Raw genomic sequence first — 19,967 nt, forward strand, 5'->3', positions numbered from 1 at the left:
CTTCTCTAACAGAACTCTAAATGCTCTAGGGCAACACCACTGCGTGCCATTCTATCAGCTTGATAGCATGCCCAACTCTTAGGCATGAAACGACCGCGCCGGGACACCCCTGTTCGTGGCGGGTCTTGGACGATAGGGACAACTTTGGGACTTTCTGCAGCTTCTGATTTCGTCAAGGTCGCTGCCAGTTCAACCGCCAGAGACACTGTGCTCTACGTCGAGGACCACGTGGTTGCGTTCGATTTCGCGATGGAAGCTCTCCGGCAAGCGCGCCCAGTCGTGAGCTTGGACCAGGATGGGGACATTCGACCGCTCCAACGCCGCGGTAAACTCCCGGAGCAAGGCGTCCGGTATCGGTTCCAGGGTGGGCGTGCGCAGCGCCAGGTCGAGATCGCTGCCCGGGTGACTTCTCCCGTTGACGCGGCTGCCGTAGGCCCACGCCTCTACCCCGGGCAAGCACGCGCGCAGCAGCGCTTCGATTTGCCGGCGGTAGCGGCCGGGCAGGTCCAGCCGTTCAGTCATCGGAGCCCTCCGTAATGACGCGCGCCAGTACCTTGGCGTCGCTTATGAAGGTGGGCAGCAGCTTAAGCGTTGTCTCTGCAAAGCCCGCGCCGTAACGGTGCGTCGTATCGTTGCGGGCATCCCGGTACGCGAGCCAGCGTTCGCAACTCTCGACGGAGATCAACCCGTGCTTCGCGGCATGGCGAAAGCGATCCTTGAAGGTAAGCCGATCGGCCTGCAGATTGCTGACGAAGTAGGGCCTGAGCCGCTTCCCTAGTAGATTGCCGCTCTGCTCCAAGACCAATTCGAACTCCTTAACGCACGCGGCGCGCATGATGTCGTAGGCAATGCTGTCCGCTTCATGCTGCTGCAACTGCGCAGACGCACTCTCCAAGGTCTGGATACAGCGAGCGAGGAAGTCCGTGTTGATGTTCATGCTCTCTCCCCTCTCGACGCGCCAACTGGCGAGCGCATGGATAACTTGGCTGGTAGGATGTGCCTACACCTCGACCAAGCCAGTGGTGGCTTGAGGTTCCGGCACCGGTTCGCCGATTTCACGGAGCATTGCAACATGGTGAGTGACGGCCTCTCGAATCAGAGTGCCAGCTTCTTCCTGCGTGTCCGCGGCTGCGACACATCCCGGTAGGTCGGGTACATATGCCGAGTAACCGTTACCAGTTCTTTCAATGACGATGGTGTATTTCACGATTGACCCCCTTCGTGAATGCCAGCCTGCTTCAGGATGCTGTTCCATGTTTTGGGTGCAAGTTCCTTGCTCAGCTTACCCGCTATAGTAACTATTACAGTCTTAGTGGAGTGACGGTAGTGGCGATGGCTGCCTCGAGTCCGCACGTGTTTCCAGCCGTCACCCTCCACCAGTCGAATGGCGTCCCGCACTTTAGGCATGGCTCAACCTACTTGCAAACCAATCCGTCTCAACCGCAAGTAACTCTCGTACTTCAGCGCTTAGGAGAAGTGCTGAGCACTAATTGGGAAAACCCACCAAGTATTGGGGTAGATTCTAATACGCGCGGCGCTGCCAATCGTCCGCAAAGAGGTTAAAGTGGCCGAATCGGTAGGGGTGTTCCTTGATTACGTCCAGATTGAGGTCAATGCCCAAGCCGGGCGCCTCAGGCGGGGAGAAATACCCATCCTTTACTCTGGGAAAGCCGATAACTGCTTCGCGCACGAAGTCCGGCGCAAAGTCGTCGAAGCACTCTTGGACCTTTACGTTGGTCGTGCAGAAATCGAAGTGTACGCTGGCAGCCGTGCAAACAGGGCCATTGGAACAGTGTGGCGCCACCATGACGTAGTGGGCGTCGGCCATAGCTGCGATTTTCTTGAGCTCCATGATACCGCCGGCATGAATGATGTCCGGTTGGACGATGTCCACGACGTTGCGGGCGAAGAAACGGGCGTATTCATAGCGCGTGAAGATTCTCTCACCCGTGGCCACGGGGACGTGAATGTCGCGCGCCGCGCGCTCCAATGCATCTTGGTCTTCCGGGGGAACCGGCTCCTCAACCCAGCCGGGATTGAAGGGTTCAAGTTCGCGGGCGATCTCGATTGCGGTTGCCGGACTGAATCTCCCGTGCATTTCGATGAAGATTTCGACATCGGGGCCGACGGCGTCGCGGATGGCTTCGACCAGCGCAATCGACTTGCGCTTCTCCTCCGCCTCCATCTCGTAGGTGCCTGCCCCGAAGGGGTCCACCTTCAGGGCGCGGTAGCCTTTTGCAACCACTGTCTTCGCTCGCCTGGCAAAGTCTTCAGGTGTGCGGTCGCCGGTGTACCAGCCGTTGGCGTACGCTTTCAGCCGCTCGTGGCATTGGCCCCCGAGCAGTCGATAAACCGGCGTATCGAGCGCTTTGCCCACTATGTCCCAGCAGGCAATCTCAACAGCACTGAGGGCAGTATTGGCGACGGGACCTCCTCGCCAGAAATCGTCGCGATACATGCGCATCCAGAGGTCTTCAATGTTAAAGGGGTCGCTGCCGACAATGTGGCGGTTCTTGGCGGCCTGAATGTATGCCACGACAGCTTCATCACGATTCTGGATGGTTGCTTCGCCAATTCCGTAAAGCCCTTCGTCCGTGAGCACACGCACGAAGACAATGTTGCGCCAATTGTCACCTAAGACGTGCGTCTCAACATCGCTTATCCGCACGGTGTAACATCCTTTCGCTAGCTTGATGCTTTGGAGCCCAGCGACTTGCAGAGGGCGGGTCCGGCCGATATCCCGCAGGACGGGTGTGATTCAGTCTTTGTGCCAAATGGTAGCTAATCAAGTACCTGCTGCGGCAAGACCTCGGAACCTGGCAGAATCAGTGTGTATCTAGCATAGCCGAGGGAGCAGCTACTGTCACACAATGAGGGAATCGGCGATCCTGCGGTTGGATGTTTTCTGCGTATGAGAGACTGCCGGCTGTGCCTGCTTGGCGTTGGTCTTGAATTGATTGAAGAAGATTCAACAGTCCCTCAAAAGAGCGCTGTCACCTCTCCGCTCAATTCTTGAGTCCAGAGAAAATGACCTACGTCTTCTCCCGTTTTGAAATTTGGTACTGTCTGCCATACCATAGTGTGTGGAAGTAGCAGGGCCACATAACAGGAGTTATATATGATCAGTACGGTCCCAGGGAACTATCCGAAAATTGCCAATAGACGCGGTGGTCAGACGTTGCGCCGCGCCATCGCCTCCTTTGATAGGGGGCGCATATCAGCAGACGAGCTCGCCGCCGCGGCGGATGAAGTGACGATCGAAGTGATCGGCGAGCAGGAGCGTGCCGGCATCGACGTGATTGCTGACGGCCAGATTCGCTGGCAAGATCCGGTGACGTATATCGCGGGCAAACTCGATGGCTACGAGATAGGCGGTCTCATCCGCTACTTTGACACCAACACCTTCTACCGCCAGCCGGAGGCAACCGGGCGCATCGCGTGGCAAGGGCCAATTCTCGTACACGACTATGAGTTTGCCCGTGACCATGCTTCCGGGCCTGTAAAGCCTGTGGTCACCGGACCCTATACCATCGCAAAACTCTCACTGCTTGGGTCTTACGCCGTCTCTGATGAAGTCGTTGACCTGCAGACCCTTGTATTGGATACGGCACGGGCTCTGAACCAGGAGATGAAAGCGCTGGCGGCGACTGATCCCCCGCTGATCCAAGTAGATGAGCCTGCGATTGTCTGGCACCGCTATAAGGGTGACTGGGCCATCTTCAAGGAGGCGATGGACGTGCTCATGGATGGCGTGGGTGCCACGACGCTATTGCGAACCGACTTTGGTGATGCCGTAGGGTTGCCTGACTTCTTCGCGCTGCCGTTTCAGGGATTTGGACTTGACATGGTGCATGGCAAGGGCAACCTTGCGCTTGTACCTGAGTTTCCTGACGATAGAGATCTCATGCTTGGGATTATCGACGCGCGCAATGTGCGCATGGAGACCGAAGAAGCGGTGCTAGAGAGTGTGCGGTACGCAACAGAGCACGTATGTAGAGAGCGCTTAGCCATCAGCCCAAACACCGGCTTGGAGTTCTTGCCCAGAGAAACCGCGTACGACAAGCTGCAGAACATGGTTCATGCTGTCAAGAAAGCTCAGGAGGCTGTCGCATAACGATGGAAGGTCTATGGACTACGCAAGTTGGAAGTTTGCCAAAGCCACCGGCGCTCGCCAAAGCGCGAACTGAGTTTGCGCGTGGCAAGTTGCCCCAAGAAGACTTGGAGGCGATGGAACGAGAATATACGAAGTTCTGGATGGATTTCCAGAATGAACTCGGGCTCGACATCGTCGTAGACTCCGAAATGTACCGCGGCGATATGGCAACGTACTTCGCTGAGATGATGGAAGGTATGGAAATTAGCGGCCTCGTGCGGTCGTACGGTAACCGGTACTACCGGAAGCCAATTGCTGTCGGTCCGCTGAAGCGGGTCAAGTCGTTCACACTTGACTGGTGGCACTATGCCCAGAGCCTGACGAATAAGCCCGTTAAGGGCATGATCACCGGGCCCTACACGATGGCAGAGTGGTCGTACAACAACTACTACGACACTCAGGAAGAATTCGTGCTGGCGATGGCTGAGGTGCTGCACGAGGAAGTAGTGGACTTAGAGAAAGCTGGCGCAAAGTACATACAGATTGACGAGCCGGCAGTGTCCACGCGGCCGGAAGACCTCCCGCTGGCAATACGCGCGATGGCAGTGGTTGTCGATGGAATTGAGGCAACTACAGGCACACACATCTGCTACGGCGACTTTGAAGCCATTTATCCCAAGATGCTCGATATTCCGGTAGACGTCATTGACTTGGAAATGGCAAATAGCGACTTTAGCCTCCTCGATCTCTTCAGTTCGCGCGCACCCTTTACCAAAAATCTGGCAATGGGCGTCGTGGATGTGCACAGCCACATTGTCGAGAATAAAGAGCAGGTGAAGGCAGGCATCTACAAGGGGCTAGATGTAGTGCCCGCCGACCGACTCTATATCGACCCGGATTGCGGCCTGAAGACCCGCTCGGTAGACGAGGCGCAAGCCAAACTTGCCGTTATCGTGGAAGCAGTGGGCGAAGTTCGCCAGGAGCTTGGGCTGGAGAACGCACAGGGCTAACGGAGCTGCGGGACGTTCGCTGGAGAGAATCATGCGAAAGCCCCCTGGTCTGCGACAGCTACGTGTACGCGTGTACGGACGAGTGCAAGGCGTTGGATACCGTGATTTCATACAACGGACCGCGACGCGTCTTGGGCTGGCGGGTTTCGTGCGCAACGTAGACAGCGATGGCAGTGTGGAAGTTCTCGCTGAAGGTCCGGTTGACGAACTAGGTACGCTCTTGGCGCGGCTCAAGAGCGGGCCCCTGTTGAGCCGTGTGGAGCTCGTCGAGACTACCTGGGAACCGCTTTCTGGAGCTTATACCGAGTTTCAGATCAGGCAATGACATGCAACAATACACGGCCCCTCCAGTGACACCAAGCCGCACGTATGCCGGCTTGCAGCGTCTGGCATGGGCAACTCTTGTTGTTGGCTTTCTCATTTTCTTGGGTATTGTCTTTTCCCTTCCGCATGCATTGAGTTGGGTCATCGAGAGTATCCGCCGGGATGTATCGGTACCGGTGCGCGTGATTAGCGGCCAAGAAGTGTACGTGCTTACGGCGGGTTCGCCAAGTTGGGTCGTACGATTTGAAAGTACACTGCTGAATCCCGGTGACAGCATTACGACCAATGAGAATTCTCGCGCGTTCTTGGCGCTGCCGGATGGCAGTACTGTCATCTTGTACCCGAACAGCGGCGTTACGCTGATTGCATCCAACCTTGTACGGTATCAACCTGAAAAGATGCAAGTCGTCATTGAGAAAGTCAAAGGCAAGAGCCGCATAGGGGTGGCGGTGGCCAGGTCTCCGGAAGAGCGTGACTTTCGTGTGCGCGTGCCAACGTTTACAGCTTCCTTGCAGGAGGGAAGCTATGCTGTGGAAGTCATTGATGAGCATCGCAGCTCGCTCGCCGTGCGGATAGGCGGCGCGATCGTGTCCAATGGCCCAGCAGTTTTGAAAATTGCCGCCGGGGAACGAGTGACCACAGAAGAGGGTCAGTTGCCGCTCGCGCCGTTGCCGGCCGTGCAGGACCTTGTGCAACTGGGCGACTTCACACTGCCCGAACAGGACTTGCGCGCATACTGGACCGAAGAGGACCGCTCCATAGCAGCACCTTCCGGCTCAGCTACCTTTCAACTAGGCGGTGTGCACCTAAAGCGTGATGGAGAAGGACACGGTCAGACCGTTCTCGTACAGCAGATCGACCGCGACGTATGGGACTTCGAAGAGCTGTATCTAAGGGCGCGGATTAAGGCGGTCCACCAGAGCCTGCCCGGAGGCGGCTGGAGAGGATCCGAATACCCTGTCATAGTACGCATTCGCTACCGGGACATAAATGGAGAAGAGAGTGTGTGGTTTCATGGGTTCTATTACCACGTACCGAGTGAGGAGGGCTTTTTGACTGAGAATGCAACACAAGTCTCTCAAGATACGTGGTTTACGTATGAGCGAAACATTCTTCAACTCGCGCAACGTCCTATCTTTATCCGGGATGTCGAAGTTGTGGCTTCCGGCCACTCCTACGAAGGTGTGATCCAGTACGTTAGCCTGGTTGGAGAATGATCATCGTCTTCGCTGGAAATGCCTCGGTGGGAGTGCAGGTCGGTCATGCGCTTGCAGGCCATTTGGTGCAGACTACCGTGTTAGAGCAGGGCTACTTTGTCCCCGTTGAGAACCAAACATCCGTTGCCACAGGGCAAGGTCAGCCCACACCTAGCGTACCGTGGCTTGCCGGGACTCTGGCGGCGAGTGCGGAGAGGATTACCGCCCACGGCGGGACGTGCGTTCTCGTTCTCCCTCACTTGGAGAGCGTGTCCTCACTCTTGGGCGCATTCGATCAAAACACGAGCCCGCTCTTTCTCTTTCTTTTGCGCAAGCCCACGCGACTTCAGGGTGTCTTCCGGCGTGCAAGGCTCATCGATACCGACGGTGTAGACTCTGCAACCATGGCTAGAGAAATCCTTGCATGTGTCGCCCAGGGAAGGGGTCTGATTCGTCCCGCGCCTGCAGGGACGGGAGTCGACAGCATCTTGCCTGCCGCAGGAGGACCAAGTACCGGAGTGGACATAATTGAGATTCCGCGGATTGCGCGAGTTGTCGAGCGCTACGGTGAGCGCTTTCTCCACCGGGTCTATACCGAAGCGGAGCAGGCGCTGTATCGTGGCAGAGTACCGGAACTCGCAGCGCGGTTTGCGGCCAAAGAGGCTACTTCAAAAGCGCTGGGCACAGGCATTTGGGGCATTCGCTGGCGGGAAATGGAGGTCTTGCCCGACATGCGCGGCAAGCCGCTGGTCTATCTTCATGGGGCGGCTGCTGCACGGGCGCGGGTCCTCAATCTACGGCACTTCGCTGTCAGTCTAAGCCATAGCCGTGAATTCGCGATGGCAGTAGTTGTAGCGACTTAGTATAGGGCATGCTAAGTCCCGAGCGGCAGGAAATGGCGGGGCCAGAATGTCTGAATAGAGCAACTGGACGGTAGGTGGAGCCTTTTCCGCTGCAGGTGGCATTGAAGACTGAGCGAAAGTGACACGAAGCTGCTTGGCAAGTTCTCCGCACGCCAGGAGAGAACTCCCATCGATGCTAATGGAGAATTCTACGGCTTTTGAGCGAACTTGATGCTCATCGTAGTCACGCAAATCTGAAAATGAGATTACTATTCCGAGTGGTAGTCGCGAGGAGCTGTGAGGGTGAAAATAGCGCGGACTGAGGAAATGCGCCAACTCGAGTCTGATGCCGTAGCCATAGGAATGGATGAGCGCACCCTCATGGAGTTGGCGGGCTACAATATCGCGACTCTTCTCAGGACGAAAGGGCAGCTCACGTCCGGTAAGCGGGTGCTCATTCTCGCAGGTGTGGGCAATAACGGCGGTGACGGGTTGGTGGCCGCTTACCACCTATACCGCTTTGGAGTAGAGCCTTACGTCTACCTGACTCGCGGCCGCACTGATGACGCCAACCTCAAGCGGGTGCAGTCCGTTGGGATTCCAGTGGCTATCCACGGAGAGGGCGACAGTGCGGGGCGGCTCGATGAGTGGTTGGCAAGTGCGGACTGTGTGTTGGACGCTTTACTTGGCACCGGCGCGACACCACCTCTGCGGGGCAGCGTTCTGGAGATACTGAGGGCGCTGCACGAGAACATGCGCGCAGAGACGCTATGTGTGGCAGTGGATATCCCCAGCGGCATCATTGCGGACAGCGGCGAAGCAGATCCGCAGGCGTTTCAAGCCCACTTTACATTGGCCACGGGCTTTGCTAAGCCGGGCTGCTTTGTGGGCAAGGGGGCCGATTGTGCTGGTGAAGTCTCCATTGCTGACATAGGCCTACCGGAAGAGTGGGCAGACCCTCTGACGCTTCAGCGCACAAGTGCTTCCCTGGTGCAAGGCTTCTTACCGAAACGTACCGCCGGGGCGCACAAGGGCACGTTTGGCCGCTCGCTCATAGTCGCAGGCTCTTCGCGGTACATTGGGGCAGCGTCTTTGAGTGCCGCCGCAGCCGCGCGCGCGGGCGCCGGCTTAGTAACTGTGGCTCTGCCTGCCTCTATTCACACCGCAGTGGCGGCAAGAGTATCTGAATGCACGTTCCTGCCGCTTTCCAATCAAGCCGGTCACGTCACCTCCGATGACTTGGGCACAATCATGGAGTTACTGCCACAATACCGTTCGCTGCTTGTAGGCTGCGGACTGGGAAGCGACCCGGAGACGTATGCTTTCGTGCGGGCGCTTGTGCACGAGCTCCGCAATTCTGCGGACGCCCCGCCCTTGGTGCTCGACGCTGACGGCATCAATGCGATTGTCGGCCAGAGACTGGACAGTTTCTTGCCGCCGCAGACAATCCTTACTCCTCACGCTGGGGAGTTTGGTCGATTACTTGGCCAGTCGGCCGCAGAAATAGATGGGAATCGGCTGCAACTGGCGCAGCAGTGTGCTGCCGACTGGGGCGTTGTCGTGATGGCCAAGGGCGCTCCGAGCATTTCAGCCGCACCGGATGGCACAACCTATATCAATCCTCACCGCAATCCGGCCCTTGCAACCGCTGGTACGGGCGATGTGTTGGCAGGGATCACGGTCGGCCTGCTGGCACAGGGCGCTGCGCCGCGGGACTCTGCGGTGGCGGGCGCTTTCATCCACGGTGAGGCTGGCGCAAGGGTGCGGTCTCGCTTAGGTGATAGTGGGCTGCTCGCCTCAGACTTGCTCGACGAGATTCCACTCGTGACGAAGAGTCTCCGTGAATAGCACCAAACCGCCAGCCACGGACCTCACTTCTGTGCCGGCATACCGCTGACGCAATTCACCAAGTCGGAACAGGCCTCGAGCGGGTGAGCTACTACGCTGTGCGACGGCCCCAACACCTGTGTTCGAGCGGCAAATCAATCGATACCCAAGCCGCGCTCCCTTACCGGTCAATGCCACCCTACAATCTTAATCAAAAGAGTGCTTCAGCCATGACTGTGGGCAACCCCTCACGGCTGTATTAACCCCTCCTGGGGTACGACCCAGGGCACGGAGGGGAGATGGGCTTGCAGCTTGGCACGGGGCAACGGCATGTCGCCGACCGGCACGTCAATGACTACCGGCGCTCGGCGCGCTAGTGCTTCTGGTAGCAGCGTTTCGAGTTCCATTGGGTCCTCCGCCCGCATGCCAATTGCGCCGAATGACTCGGCGAATGTGACGAGGTCCGGGTTTAGCAGGTCGGTTTCGTATGTTCCAGCAAAGAATTCGTCCAGGTCATAGGCAACGTTGCCGTAAGAGTCGTCTCGAAAGACGATGGTAATGGTGTTGATCCCATAGCTAACCGCCGTGGAAAGTTCAGGGGAGTTGAACATGAACCCGCCGTCTCCAATGACACTCACCACGGGACGGCCGGGTGCAGCTACTTTTACGCCCAGCGCCGCCGGAAAGGCAAAACCGACGTTGAATGAGTAGCCGGAATCGATGAAAGTCTTAGGCTGGTTCACCGGATAATGAGTGCGGGCGTAATAGCCAAATTTTGTGCTGTCCCAAACGACAAAAGTGTCTTCCGGGATGCTGTTTCGCATTGTATCCAGAATTGGATACTGCGGCTCCTTTTGTCTGATGTCGTGATAGGCGATCAGGCGGCGTGCCGCGCTTACCGCTTCGGCGGGTGAAGAGCGATTTCCCGCTCCGGCCTCGATGAGGAGCGGGAGCAGCGCTTCCACGGTTGCCTTGGCATCGCCATGCAAGGGAATAGTATTGGATTGGACTTTCGTGAGCTCGGAGTCGTCAATGTTGATGTTGACCAACGTGGACGCCTCGCCGGCCGGATTGCCCAGCGAAAAGCGTGTGCCAATGCCGATAACCACGTCCGCAGACTGCATCACCTCAAAGAGTTGATTCATCTCGGGTCTCTCCCCGGCGGGACTGAGACACGCGCCGTAGCACAGCGGATGGCGGTCGGGAATGGCGCCCTTGCCGCCACTGGAGGTGATCACAGGTATGTTCGTGGCCTCGACCAAGGCAGTGAGAGACTCTTCCGCACCTGAAATCGCCACTCCACCGCCGGCAACAATCAGAGGCAGACGAGATTGGGCGATGAGTTGGGCGGCCTCCCGCAGGTTTTCCTGGCTTGGCACAATGCGCGAAAACTTTGCCGGGTTCCGCAATTGGATGACATCGCGCTCCACCCCGGCCTCGGGAGGAATCTCAAGGAGGACGGGGCGGGGACGGCCGGTACGCATCTGTCTGAACGCTTCGCACACGGCGTCCGGGATTTCCCGCGGTGTCAACGCCTGCCGCTGCCACTTGGTGACAGGGCGGACTACAGAGGCCTGGTCTGAGACTTCATGATAGACCTCAAGGTCTTTGCCAATCTGGCCGCGCGGAATCTGGCCGGCAATGGCAAGGACAGGCGAAGAACGGGCGTATGCCGTGGCGAGGCCGGAGGCAGCGTTGTAAAGTCCCGCGCCGGGAACCACCAGGGCTACCCCCGGTCTTCCCGATGCACGGGCATAACCGTCGGCCATGTGGGCTGCGCCGGCTTCGTGGCGCGTGGTGATCATGCGGATGGACGGCTCGTCTCGCATGGCGGCGATGATCCCTGACATGTGTATGCCGGGAATCCCGAATATTACATCGACACCCTCTTGGACAAGTGACTTGACGAGGGCTTCGCCTCCGCTCATCCTGGCCATGGTTTGACCTTCCTATCCGGCTCTATCAGATCCCCAGAATTGCAATCTACAAATGAGCCGGCACTAAGTCATCGCCTTGGATCCCCGTTCCTTGTGCGTTCCCAAATGAGCAAGTCCGCTCGGCAATCCACGTAAGTGAAGCGACGAGGCGTCGGCTGCTGCCGTCGTTGTTCGCTTTAGAGCTCCTATGAGTTAGCACACGTGCTTCTTGGCAAAAGTGGTAGAACTACGAACCAAATCTGCTTCAACGCCACACGCCAATGATTGCGCCTTGAATCAACAAGGCGACCAACACGTACCCATAGTCAATAACAAAAAGCTTCTTCGAGATACCTGAATACATGTTGTTTTGAAAGGTCGCCGGTCCGATGAAGCCGACCCAAACCAAGAGGGCCACCAATAGGCCGAGTACAAGGCTCATTGACTGGATACTGGCGTCTACGTGGTGGATGAATACTGAAAGGACAAGGGCCATGAGCAGCGAGAGCAAGAACGAAACAACGTAGATGAGAGGATTTGGGTTCGTATCCTCTAGACTAATGCCACGCAACGCCATCCACGCTTTGCCAAAGATCGGTCCGTACCACAAGAACCCGATCACCATGTTGGAGATACCTGCTACCAGGATTGCCAGGTAATTCAATTCGGTAACAAATAGGTCGGACATATCGTCAACTCCTCCTTGTGGTTGATCGTCCAATTCTGCCGCAGAGGCGTTTTGTTACGAGACAACTTTCTGAGACTATCAGCCAACTACGGCCGCAATCGCTTCTTCAAGTATATCCGCGCCGAGCAGCGCCTCATCCTCCGTAATGACGAGCGGAGGCGCGACGCGGATTGCATTGCCGTAAAATCCAATCGGCGCGATCATTACAAGACCGCGTTTGAAGGCTTCGTCAATGATGGCCTGCGTGACTTCGGGGGCTGGTTCTCGGGTCTCGCGGTCCTTGACAAACTCAATGCCAAATACCAACCCGAGCCCGCGCACGTCACCGATGGCGGGGTACTTGGCCTGCATGTCGCGGAAACGGGCATCGAGAATTTCGCCAATGCGGGCCGCATTCTCGGAGAGATTCTCTTCCAAGATTATGTTGATGTTTTCCAGGGCGACGCGGCTCGAAAAGGCGTTGCCGCCGTGGGTGCTGGAAACGGATCCGGGTGTCAGAACGCTCATGATGTCTTCTTCGCCCACCACAGCCGACACCGGCACGGTGGACGAGATGCCTTTGCCGAGGCAAAGGAGATTCGGTTCGATGTCGTAGTGCTCGAACCCAAAGAGCCTGCCGGTTCGTCCGAATGAGGCTTGCACCTCATCGATGATGAGCACCGCGCCGTTCTCTTTGCACCACTGCGCGATCATCTGCAGCCAGTCTTTGGGAGCGATGATCGAGCCGGCTGCGCCCTGGTAGGTCTCGACCAGCACCGCCGCGATGTCTTTCTCGGACTCCGTCTCGATGATCCACTTGAAGTACTCGAAGCAGCGTTCGCTGCACTCGTCTTCATGGCCGCGGCAGAGAATGCTGCGGTAGGGATAGGGGAACGGCGCAAAGACGACGCCGGGCAAGAAGGGTCCAAACCCCTTGATACCGGGGCTGGAGCGCTTGCCGTTTACCGACATCGCGCCATAAGTACGTCCGTGGAACGCGCCATGGAACGCCACGATCTCGTGCTTGCCGGTGTAGAGGCGCGCGATTTTCATGGCTGTCTCGATGGTTTCGGCACCCGTGGAGAGCACAATCGCGCGAGAGAGGTTTGGTGGCGTGATCTCTACCAGTTTCTTGGCAAGTTGTGGGCGCCACTCGTTAAGAAAGTCGTACGTGTTTACGGCCTTCTCCGCCTGTTCTTGCATCGCTCGCACGAGGCGCGGGTGGCTGTGCCCTGCATTCGCGACAAGTACGCCGCTGGTAAAGTCCAGAAACGTGTTGTCGTCCATGTCTGTGGCCCAGACGCCCTCAGCGTTTTTCCAAACAATTGGCACCTGCTCGCTGGACGCGTTGGGCTCATATTGTTCGGAAATTTCCTTGATTGCGCGCGACCGCGGGCCGGGTAGCTCCGTGTTGATCACCGGGCCGCGTAGACGGGTGCTAGTCTTCATCATTCTCCTCCGGTTTACGGTTTCGTCTGCTGTTCGCAAGCAAAGCCGGCAACGCTCCGCTTGGGTAACCATTCGTCTGTGGCGTCATGGTGTCAAGAGCTTTGTCATCGAATTATAGCAAAATTAGCGAAGTTAACCTAGTTTAGCTAGGTCTAGTAACGCGTTCCTACCCAAACGCAGCTCCGCCATTCGTGCTACGCCTCCAAGAATGTGCACAAGCCCGCTTTCGCGCCGGACAGCACCGGCGCGCCATGGGACGTGACGATTGCATCGAACGCCAGGTCCTTGAGTGGCTGCAGGGCGGCGCGCTCGTGGGGCACGAATGCGCGCCATGCGTCATTGGGGTGCGCAACTAACCCATCTCCGATCACGAGTACGCCCGGGCCGTTTGGGACGAGCAGGGCAGTTTCGCCTTCCGAATGGGAGCCCTCGAGCCGGTACGCCTGGATGCCGCATGGGAGATCCTCGTCGCCGCTGTAGACCCGATCGGGCACCATGTCCATCTCGTTCAGTGCCGCTTCCGGCGCCCATATCTCAGCACGCAGGCCGAGTTTGATTGAGTAGGCGTCGCGCTCGTGGTTGGCGGTCGTCAGCAGCACAATTATAGCTTTGCTCGGATGACTGAACCGGCTGAGACCCTCTTCCGGCGTGAAAGGGTCAATGAGCACGTTTTCGTTCTCGCCTTCCACCCAAGCACTGTAGGCCTCCCGACCGGGACGATACTGCGTCTGCCAACAGTAGAAGCCGGGGAAGAGCTGCTCCATAGTCCGCTACTCTCACCTCAGCGTGACGATCGATCCGCTATCGATGCTCTGGTGGACTGCCTCGGCGATCCGCGTGACTTCGAGTGCATCCTCGCCACTTGGATAGCGTCCTTCCAACTGGTCGATCGTGCCGCCTTCTCGCAAGAAATCGAGATTGTCGACGAAGTCCAGAATGCTCTCATACCCATAGCCACGGTATATGATCTGCCCGTGCTTATCTTCCTCTTCGCGCATGAACGCCTCGTTGTACGTGCGCATGCCGTCCTTGTAGCTTGCGGCTTCCATGCCGCGGTTCTGGCTGTCGACTTCGGCAAAGCCTTCCGTGCCAACCAGGCGGATGGACTGATTTACAATGGCTTCAAATGTGTCAGGGAGCACCCACCCGTTATCGAAGAAAACACTTGTGCCGCCCTCGAATTCAACCTTTGCCTGAATAGCATCGTAGGTATCGATGTTGGCTGCCGCGAGTTTCCTCTTCTGGCCGGTTGCATAGACTCTTGTTGCTTCCTTCTTGATGCACCAGCGCACAAGGTCGTAAAAGTGCACGCCGAGAAACCACGCGGGACTGGTTGAGCCGGCCCAATGGGGAAACCAATCGCGCGGCACGACGATCTTGTCTTCCATATGCACGTAGCCGTAGAGTACCTCGCCCAGTGTACCGTCGTTGCACTGCCGCTCAAGCGCTAAATGATAGGGATCGTAGCGTTTATGGAAGTCAACCTGGAGGAAGACATTGTTGTCTTTGCAGGCATCCACAATTGCTTGGCAGCCGGCGCTGGTCACGTCCAGCGGTTTCTCAACCAGGACGTGCAGCCCTCGATTGGCTGCTTCGATGGTCATTTCGCGGTGGAGGTGGTCCGGCGTGACGATGGTAACGGCGTCGAGAGATTCCTTGTCGAGCATCTCTCGCCAGTCGGTGTAGATGGGGATGCCGAATTCATCTTTGCGCTCCTGGTCCCGCGCCGGATCCCGCCCGGACGAGCAGGCCGCCACCAGCACAGTGCGGCCCTCGTTTTGCGCCTGCTTGAAGACTCGCAGGTGACTGATTCCGAAAACACCGGTGCCAATAACGCCAATGCGAATAGCATCTGCCATGAGATTGCTTCCTCCTACTCCTTAACGGCCCGAAAACTGTCAATAGATTACATTGCGCTCGTGCGCTGCAGGGTTCTACTGCTCAGCAAGACTTCACTGCGAGCGTTGTGTCCAATACTCCTGCAGCCTCGTCCTCAGTGAATAGTCTTGCTGGAACGCGGCGCCGCATGCGCCCGGATCAGGTCGATTGCTACGTTGCCCGCCTGCGGGCCAAAGGGGCTGAGCGCTTCTTCAATGAGTTCGCGGTAGTACCCATTGGCATAGAGCACCTGCGCCATCTTGCCGGCCAGTTGCTGCCACGAGGGCTGAGAAGGGTTACGTAACATCCGACCAACCGCTGTGGCAAACTGCACTTCAAGCGGCGCGACCGGCACGAGCCAATTTTGAAAGCGTACTCGGCCCACCACGCCCCATATTGCTCCGCCCACGCCCTCTAGCAGTATACCTTGTTCGTTTTCGCGAGGCTCACGCACGAAGACGGTCACTGGCGCCTGCTCAACTGTGAGGGTGAGCTTGGCATGGCCTGGGCCTTCGTTATCCGGTTCATCGTCCAGCCAATCCCATAGGTGACCCGACCAGATCTCGAGTGCATTGGGCTCGGTGAGTATGCGCAATTCGCCCGGACTGACCGCGACATCCTGCAGTGCCGAGGCTGCGCTGCCAATAATGGCCCAATCCGCCGCTTCGTCTTCCAGCGGTTCGTACACACGATGGAGGATGAAGGCCAGGGCCTCCCAGATCCTGCGGCTGTCATCGCTACTTTGCTGCATGGCGGACATCACTCTCTCACTGGAAGAAACTCAGCATCACCGGCTGGGAAGAGCGCTCCCTAGCGCACGCCGCACCACTCTTGCACGAATTGCGTGAGAGCGCAGGCGGCATCAACCATGTCCGCTACGGCGAAGTGTTCGTGGGGACCGTGGGCGGTTGCCAGGTCGCCAGGGCCGAATACGACTACGGGAAGGCCTCCGACCCGAGCGTAGAGCCGCGCATCGCAGGAGACGTTCCAGCCAAAGACTTCACTTTCCATCCCGGCTTGCCGCGTCGAGGCGTGAAGCGTGGTGGGTAAGGGATGATCGTAGGCAATCTCAAATGAATCATTGCGCAGTTTGTCAAACGATATGGATGTGTGATTCCGGATCCATTCATCAGGATGTGTGGCAACTATGCGCTCCAAGTCTGCCCGCACGTCATCCATGGCCTTATTTGGCAAGAACCCCACGCCGCCTTCGATCAAGGCTTCACCAGCGACTGCACTGGGCCAATGACCGCCTTGGAACATGCCGACATTCAATTGCACAGGGTGATCGTAGCGCTCGAATCCACGATACCCTTTACTCATTGCAACCAACTCTTTTTCGTACTCTTTGAAGCTGGCGATAAGAGCGATGCCCTTATCAATGGCACTGACTCCTTCGTGCATGCGCCCCATGTGCATGCTGACGCCCTCTATCCCAATTTGGAACCAGAGCGCACCGCGATTCGCGGGATGGATTTGCGCAAGAGAAGGTTCCATGACTACCACGCCATCAGCGCGGTGTCCCGCATGAATGAAGGCCAGCGCGCCGTTGCCGCCTACTTCTTCCTCTGTGACCAATTGCAGAGCCAGATCGCCGGCAAGCGGGACATCGAAGTGCGCTAGAGCGCGCATGACAAGCAACAATGCTGCTGCTTGTCCTTTGGCGTCGTTGCTGCCACGGGCGTAGATTATCTCTCCGCGCTCCGGGTCTAGGATGCGCTCGTAACGCTGGCCTTCGCTTTCCGGTACGACGTCGAGATGGGTCTGCAGAATGAGGCTGCGCCCGCCGCCGCTGCCGGCTCGCGTGGCGAGTATGTTAGCGCGCACGTGGTCCGGGAACTGATCGAGTTCCGGCACCGGGACATGATGGGGATTCGCGGTAATATCCTGCGGATAAGCCACTTCCTCAATGGTCAGACCTAGGCCTTGAAAGGCCTTCATCACCTCGGCGCGCGTTGCAGCTTCGTTGCCGAGTTTGCTCTCAAGGGCACAGAGGGAAAAGAGCCAGTCCGCAATTGCGGTGGACTCTTGCTCAAGAAAGGCGCGTATGTCGGCGGGGAGTGGTCTCGTCATGACGGGACGAATACTATCACACATTGCTCTGTGTGACCAAGCCGTTGTATTCTCAGTGCACGACATGGTGTGGAGATCGCGTGTCTCTATCATTGTGCGTACCCGGTTGGCCGGAGTAGCGCTGCACTCGTTAGTGGAAGTCCCGGTCGCAGGACTTCGAAGGAGTAATCTGATGACAGTATTGAGTGGACGCGTCAGTGGGGCCGATGAGGCCTATTTCGGCTATCTCTTGCGGCAAGCGCGCGAACACTACTGGCGGCGCAAGCGCAAGCTGCGCTCCTTCAAGACGGCAGAGGATTGGCAAGGGCACATGCGCTCCGTTCGCGAGAATTTCCGTCTTTCGTTAGGTGAGTTTCCCGAGCGCACACCGCTGAATCCACAACTGGTAGGCGTCCTCGAGCGTGACGGCTACGTGGTGGAAAAACTGCTAATTGAGAGCCAGCCCGGCTTTCCGGTTACGGTTAACCTCTACCGGCCGCCGGAGATCACCGAGCCACTGCCGGCTGTGCTCAATCCTCTGGGACACTGGGCCGACGGCAAAGGTGAGAATGTTGTGCAGGCGAGAGGAATCGGACTCGCCCGGCACGGCTACGTAGCACTCGTCTACGATCCAATCGGACAGGGCGAGCGCAGCCAGCACTGGGATACGGCCACGAATACCAACCCAATGGAGAGCAGTACGGAACAACATGCGGGAGCTTGCCTCCCTTGCTGGCTAGTCGGCCAATCGGTGATCACGCACATGGTTTGGGACGGTGTGCGGATGCTTGATTACTTGGAGATGCGCACGGATGTGGACTCTAGCCGCATCGGCTGTACCGGCGCGTCCGGCGGCGGTACGTACACCATGTTCCTCACGGCGTTCGACGACCGTATCAAGGCGGCGGTACCCGTGTGCTCGACCGCCTCGTACGAGCGGATGCACTCAAAAGGGCAAATCGGCGATCCGTGCCAAGACCCGGTCGGCAGCTATCCAAACGACATGGACATGGCGGACTTGCTGATGTGCCGCGCGCCGCTGCCGATGCAGATCACGTCGACCATCTACGATTTCTTCCCCCTCATCGGCGCGCGAGATGTATACGCCGACGTCCTCGACTGCTATACCGCGCTGGGAGTTACCGAGCGGGCAAACATGGTAGAAGCGCCGGCCCATCACGACTATAACCAGCCAATGCGCGAGGCCATGTACACGTGGTTCAATCGCTGGCTGAAGGACGAACCGGGGCCGGTAACGGAAGACCCATTCACGGTTGAAACACCTGAAACTCTCTGGTGCACGCCTTCGGGTCAGGTGCTTCTAACCGACCGGAACGAGACGGTCGTTACACTGAACGAGCAGCGCGTGCAAGATCTCGCGCCTGCAATTCCTGAGTTGAATAAGCAGAAGCATGCTGAACGATTCCAGGACACCATTCGCACAGCGGCACGTGCGATCCTCGACTATCGAGAGCAGCCTGCCGCGGGCGCCATGCAGACGGTAGGCTCCCGCAATGTCGGCGGACTTCATGTCGAAGAGGTGTACTTCGAGAGTGAGGTCGACCTTCCCATACCCGGCCTGGTCTTTCATCCACCTGGAGAAGGTCCGCATCCTGCGATTGTCTATGCACATGACCTTGGCAAAGATGCCGAAGCGCATGAATTCGGCATTCCCGCCACGCTGGCGCGGGCCGGCAGCATGGTCTTTGCCATGGATCTGCGTGGGTGGGGAGAGACTCGGTGGAATGCGCAGGTGTCCTATACTGCCAGCGACGTCGCTTTGCTCGGCACGGACTCCCGACTTGCATTCATGGGGTACTTCCTGGGTGAATGGCCGCTGACGCAGCGCGTTGCCGATGCCATTCGTTGCGTCGATCAGATCGCTGAGAGAGAAGATGTCGTTAGTGAGAGAATCGCGATGCTCGGCCAACGCGGCGGAGGTCTCGTGGCGCTGCATGCCGCCGCGCTAGATGAGCGTATTCAAGCGGTTGCGACATATGAGACGCTCGCCTCCTATCGCCACATTACACGGGCAGGCCAATATACGGTTCCGGCGAGTAGCTTCCTGCCCGGTGTGCTCCTCCACTACGACTTGCCGAGCTTGATAGGTACGCTGGCTCCCCGTGCCGCCAGTATCCTCAATCCGGTTGACGCAATGGGTGAGGCCGTTACCCAGCAAGATGGTGAGTCCGCCTTTGCCACGTCTGCTCTCATGTTCAAGCGACTGGACGCGCGGAAGCGGCTGGACATTCAGACACGGATTAGTCGCACTGAGGCGCAGGCTGTGCTTGTATCATGGGCACAACGGCAGTAGCAGACTCATCCAAAGTGAGTTGAATCTCAATCAACCAATTCTTGGCTGTCACTGGAAACCCGTTCAACCTTGCTATAGGAATAGACGGCTTACCAGTCTGTCTCTCTTGTAGGAGACCTTTGCGAAACCAAAGCGGAAGCGAGAGCACTCCCTCTCCTGGGGAGGCTGTCTCAATATTCTGGTGCGGGGCACGGTGAATGGGGTGAGAAGGACAGACAGATGGCGGGTGGGATGAACAAGACGGTGCCAGTGAGAGACCCGTCCCCGGGGCGACGCTGGACTAGACCCAGACCGCCACAGGGCGTGGAGGCTCTTGAGATTGAACGCGGTGGCCAGCAGGTGCCATTCGGACGCCACGTGGCTGCGGCCTCTGAGCAGGAAGCGCCTGGCACTGTGCCA

General features: G+C 57.8%; 19 protein-coding genes. 7 read left to right on the top strand and 12 right to left on the bottom strand.

Annotation, left to right across the window (positions count from 1 at the left end; genetic code table 11):
• Nucleotides 1–189: 189 nt before the first annotated feature.
• The 5 genes from OXE05_08230 to dgoD form a co-directional block, all read right to left on the bottom strand.
• On the bottom strand, nt 190–522 hold the full coding sequence (locus OXE05_08230; protein ID MCY4437301.1) for a nucleotidyltransferase domain-containing protein: 333 nt from the start codon (nt 520–522) through the stop codon (nt 190–192).
• Nucleotides 515–937, bottom strand: a complete 423-nt coding sequence (locus tag OXE05_08235; protein ID MCY4437302.1) for a nucleotidyltransferase substrate binding protein — start codon at nt 935–937, stop codon at nt 515–517. The genes OXE05_08230 and OXE05_08235 overlap by 8 nt, the downstream gene beginning before the upstream one ends.
• 63 nt (nt 938–1,000) lie before the next feature.
• The gene (locus OXE05_08240) at nt 1,001–1,207 is read right to left on the bottom strand and encodes a type II toxin-antitoxin system HicB family antitoxin (GenBank protein ID MCY4437303.1); all 207 of its coding nucleotides are present in this window, start codon (nt 1,205–1,207) and stop codon (nt 1,001–1,003) included.
• Nucleotides 1,204–1,407, bottom strand: coding sequence for a type II toxin-antitoxin system HicA family toxin (locus tag OXE05_08245; protein MCY4437304.1), 204 nt, complete (start codon nt 1,405–1,407; stop codon nt 1,204–1,206). The genes OXE05_08240 and OXE05_08245 overlap by 4 nt, the downstream gene beginning before the upstream one ends.
• A 115-nt stretch (nt 1,408–1,522) precedes the next feature.
• Complete coding sequence (gene dgoD, locus OXE05_08250; protein ID MCY4437305.1) at nt 1,523–2,668, bottom strand: galactonate dehydratase; 1,146 nt, start codon at nt 2,666–2,668, stop codon at nt 1,523–1,525.
• 450 nt (nt 2,669–3,118) lie between these two features.
• On the opposite strand from dgoD, the gene OXE05_08255 reads away from it, so the two are divergent.
• The 6 genes from OXE05_08255 to OXE05_08280 all read left to right on the top strand — a co-directional run bounded on the left by OXE05_08255 (nt 3,119) and on the right by OXE05_08280 (nt 9,313).
• Nucleotides 3,119–4,114, top strand: a complete 996-nt coding sequence (locus OXE05_08255) for a methylcobamide--CoM methyltransferase (GenBank protein ID MCY4437306.1) — start codon at nt 3,119–3,121, stop codon at nt 4,112–4,114.
• A 2-nt stretch (nt 4,115–4,116) separates the two neighbouring features.
• On the top strand, nt 4,117–5,103 hold the full coding sequence (locus OXE05_08260) for a methionine synthase (GenBank protein MCY4437307.1): 987 nt from the start codon (nt 4,117–4,119) through the stop codon (nt 5,101–5,103).
• Between the two features lie 31 nt (nt 5,104–5,134).
• Entirely contained in the window at nt 5,135–5,428 is a 294-nt protein-coding gene (locus tag OXE05_08265; protein ID MCY4437308.1) for an acylphosphatase, read from the top strand.
• A gap of 1 nt (nt 5,429) precedes the next feature.
• On the top strand, nt 5,430–6,644 hold the full coding sequence (locus OXE05_08270) for a FecR domain-containing protein (protein MCY4437309.1): 1,215 nt from the start codon (nt 5,430–5,432) through the stop codon (nt 6,642–6,644).
• A 467-nt stretch (nt 6,645–7,111) separates the two neighbouring features.
• Nucleotides 7,112–7,486: a holo-ACP synthase gene (gene acpS, locus OXE05_08275; protein MCY4437310.1), complete on the top strand. Its 375-nt coding sequence runs from the start codon at nt 7,112–7,114 to the stop codon at nt 7,484–7,486.
• Between the two features lie 282 nt (nt 7,487–7,768).
• Nucleotides 7,769–9,313 carry an NAD(P)H-hydrate dehydratase gene (locus tag OXE05_08280; protein MCY4437311.1) on the top strand — a complete coding sequence of 515 codons (1,545 nt, stop codon included), beginning with the start codon at nt 7,769–7,771 and terminating at the stop codon, nt 9,311–9,313.
• Nucleotides 9,314–9,540: 227 nt separating this feature from the next.
• Here the strand turns inward: OXE05_08280 and OXE05_08285 are convergent, their stop codons facing one another.
• The 7 genes from OXE05_08285 to OXE05_08315 form a co-directional block, all read right to left on the bottom strand.
• Nucleotides 9,541–11,229 carry a thiamine pyrophosphate-binding protein gene (locus tag OXE05_08285; GenBank protein MCY4437312.1) on the bottom strand — a complete coding sequence of 563 codons (1,689 nt, stop codon included), beginning with the start codon at nt 11,227–11,229 and terminating at the stop codon, nt 9,541–9,543.
• Between the two features lie 244 nt (nt 11,230–11,473).
• A complete protein-coding gene (locus OXE05_08290) occupies nt 11,474–11,896 on the bottom strand; it encodes a DUF1761 domain-containing protein (GenBank protein ID MCY4437313.1) in 423 nt (140 codons plus the stop codon).
• A 78-nt stretch (nt 11,897–11,974) separates the two neighbouring features.
• The gene (locus OXE05_08295; protein MCY4437314.1) at nt 11,975–13,324 is read right to left on the bottom strand and encodes an aspartate aminotransferase family protein; all 1,350 of its coding nucleotides are present in this window, start codon (nt 13,322–13,324) and stop codon (nt 11,975–11,977) included.
• Nucleotides 13,325–13,518: 194 nt separating this feature from the next.
• Nucleotides 13,519–14,088: a hypothetical protein gene (locus tag OXE05_08300; protein MCY4437315.1), complete on the bottom strand. Its 570-nt coding sequence runs from the start codon at nt 14,086–14,088 to the stop codon at nt 13,519–13,521.
• A gap of 12 nt (nt 14,089–14,100) precedes the next feature.
• Nucleotides 14,101–15,183, bottom strand: coding sequence for a Gfo/Idh/MocA family oxidoreductase (locus OXE05_08305; protein MCY4437316.1), 1,083 nt, complete (start codon nt 15,181–15,183; stop codon nt 14,101–14,103).
• 134 nt (nt 15,184–15,317) lie between these two features.
• Nucleotides 15,318–15,953 (bottom strand): hypothetical protein, encoded by a 636-nt coding sequence (locus OXE05_08310; GenBank protein MCY4437317.1) that lies wholly within the window; start codon nt 15,951–15,953, stop codon nt 15,318–15,320.
• Nucleotides 15,954–16,012: 59 nt separating this feature from the next.
• A complete protein-coding gene (locus tag OXE05_08315; GenBank protein MCY4437318.1) occupies nt 16,013–17,275 on the bottom strand; it encodes a M20/M25/M40 family metallo-hydrolase in 1,263 nt (420 codons plus the stop codon).
• Nucleotides 17,276–17,447: 172 nt separating this feature from the next.
• Here OXE05_08315 and OXE05_08320 point away from each other — a divergent pair, with 172 nt between their 5' ends.
• Nucleotides 17,448–19,568: an acetylxylan esterase gene (locus tag OXE05_08320; GenBank protein ID MCY4437319.1), complete on the top strand. Its 2,121-nt coding sequence runs from the start codon at nt 17,448–17,450 to the stop codon at nt 19,566–19,568.
• The last annotated feature ends 399 nt before the right edge of the window (nt 19,569–19,967 follow it).

The sequence above is a fragment of the Chloroflexota bacterium genome (assembly GCA_026710945.1).
Lineage (GTDB): Bacteria > Chloroflexota > UBA11872 > VXOZ01 > VXOZ01 > VXOZ01.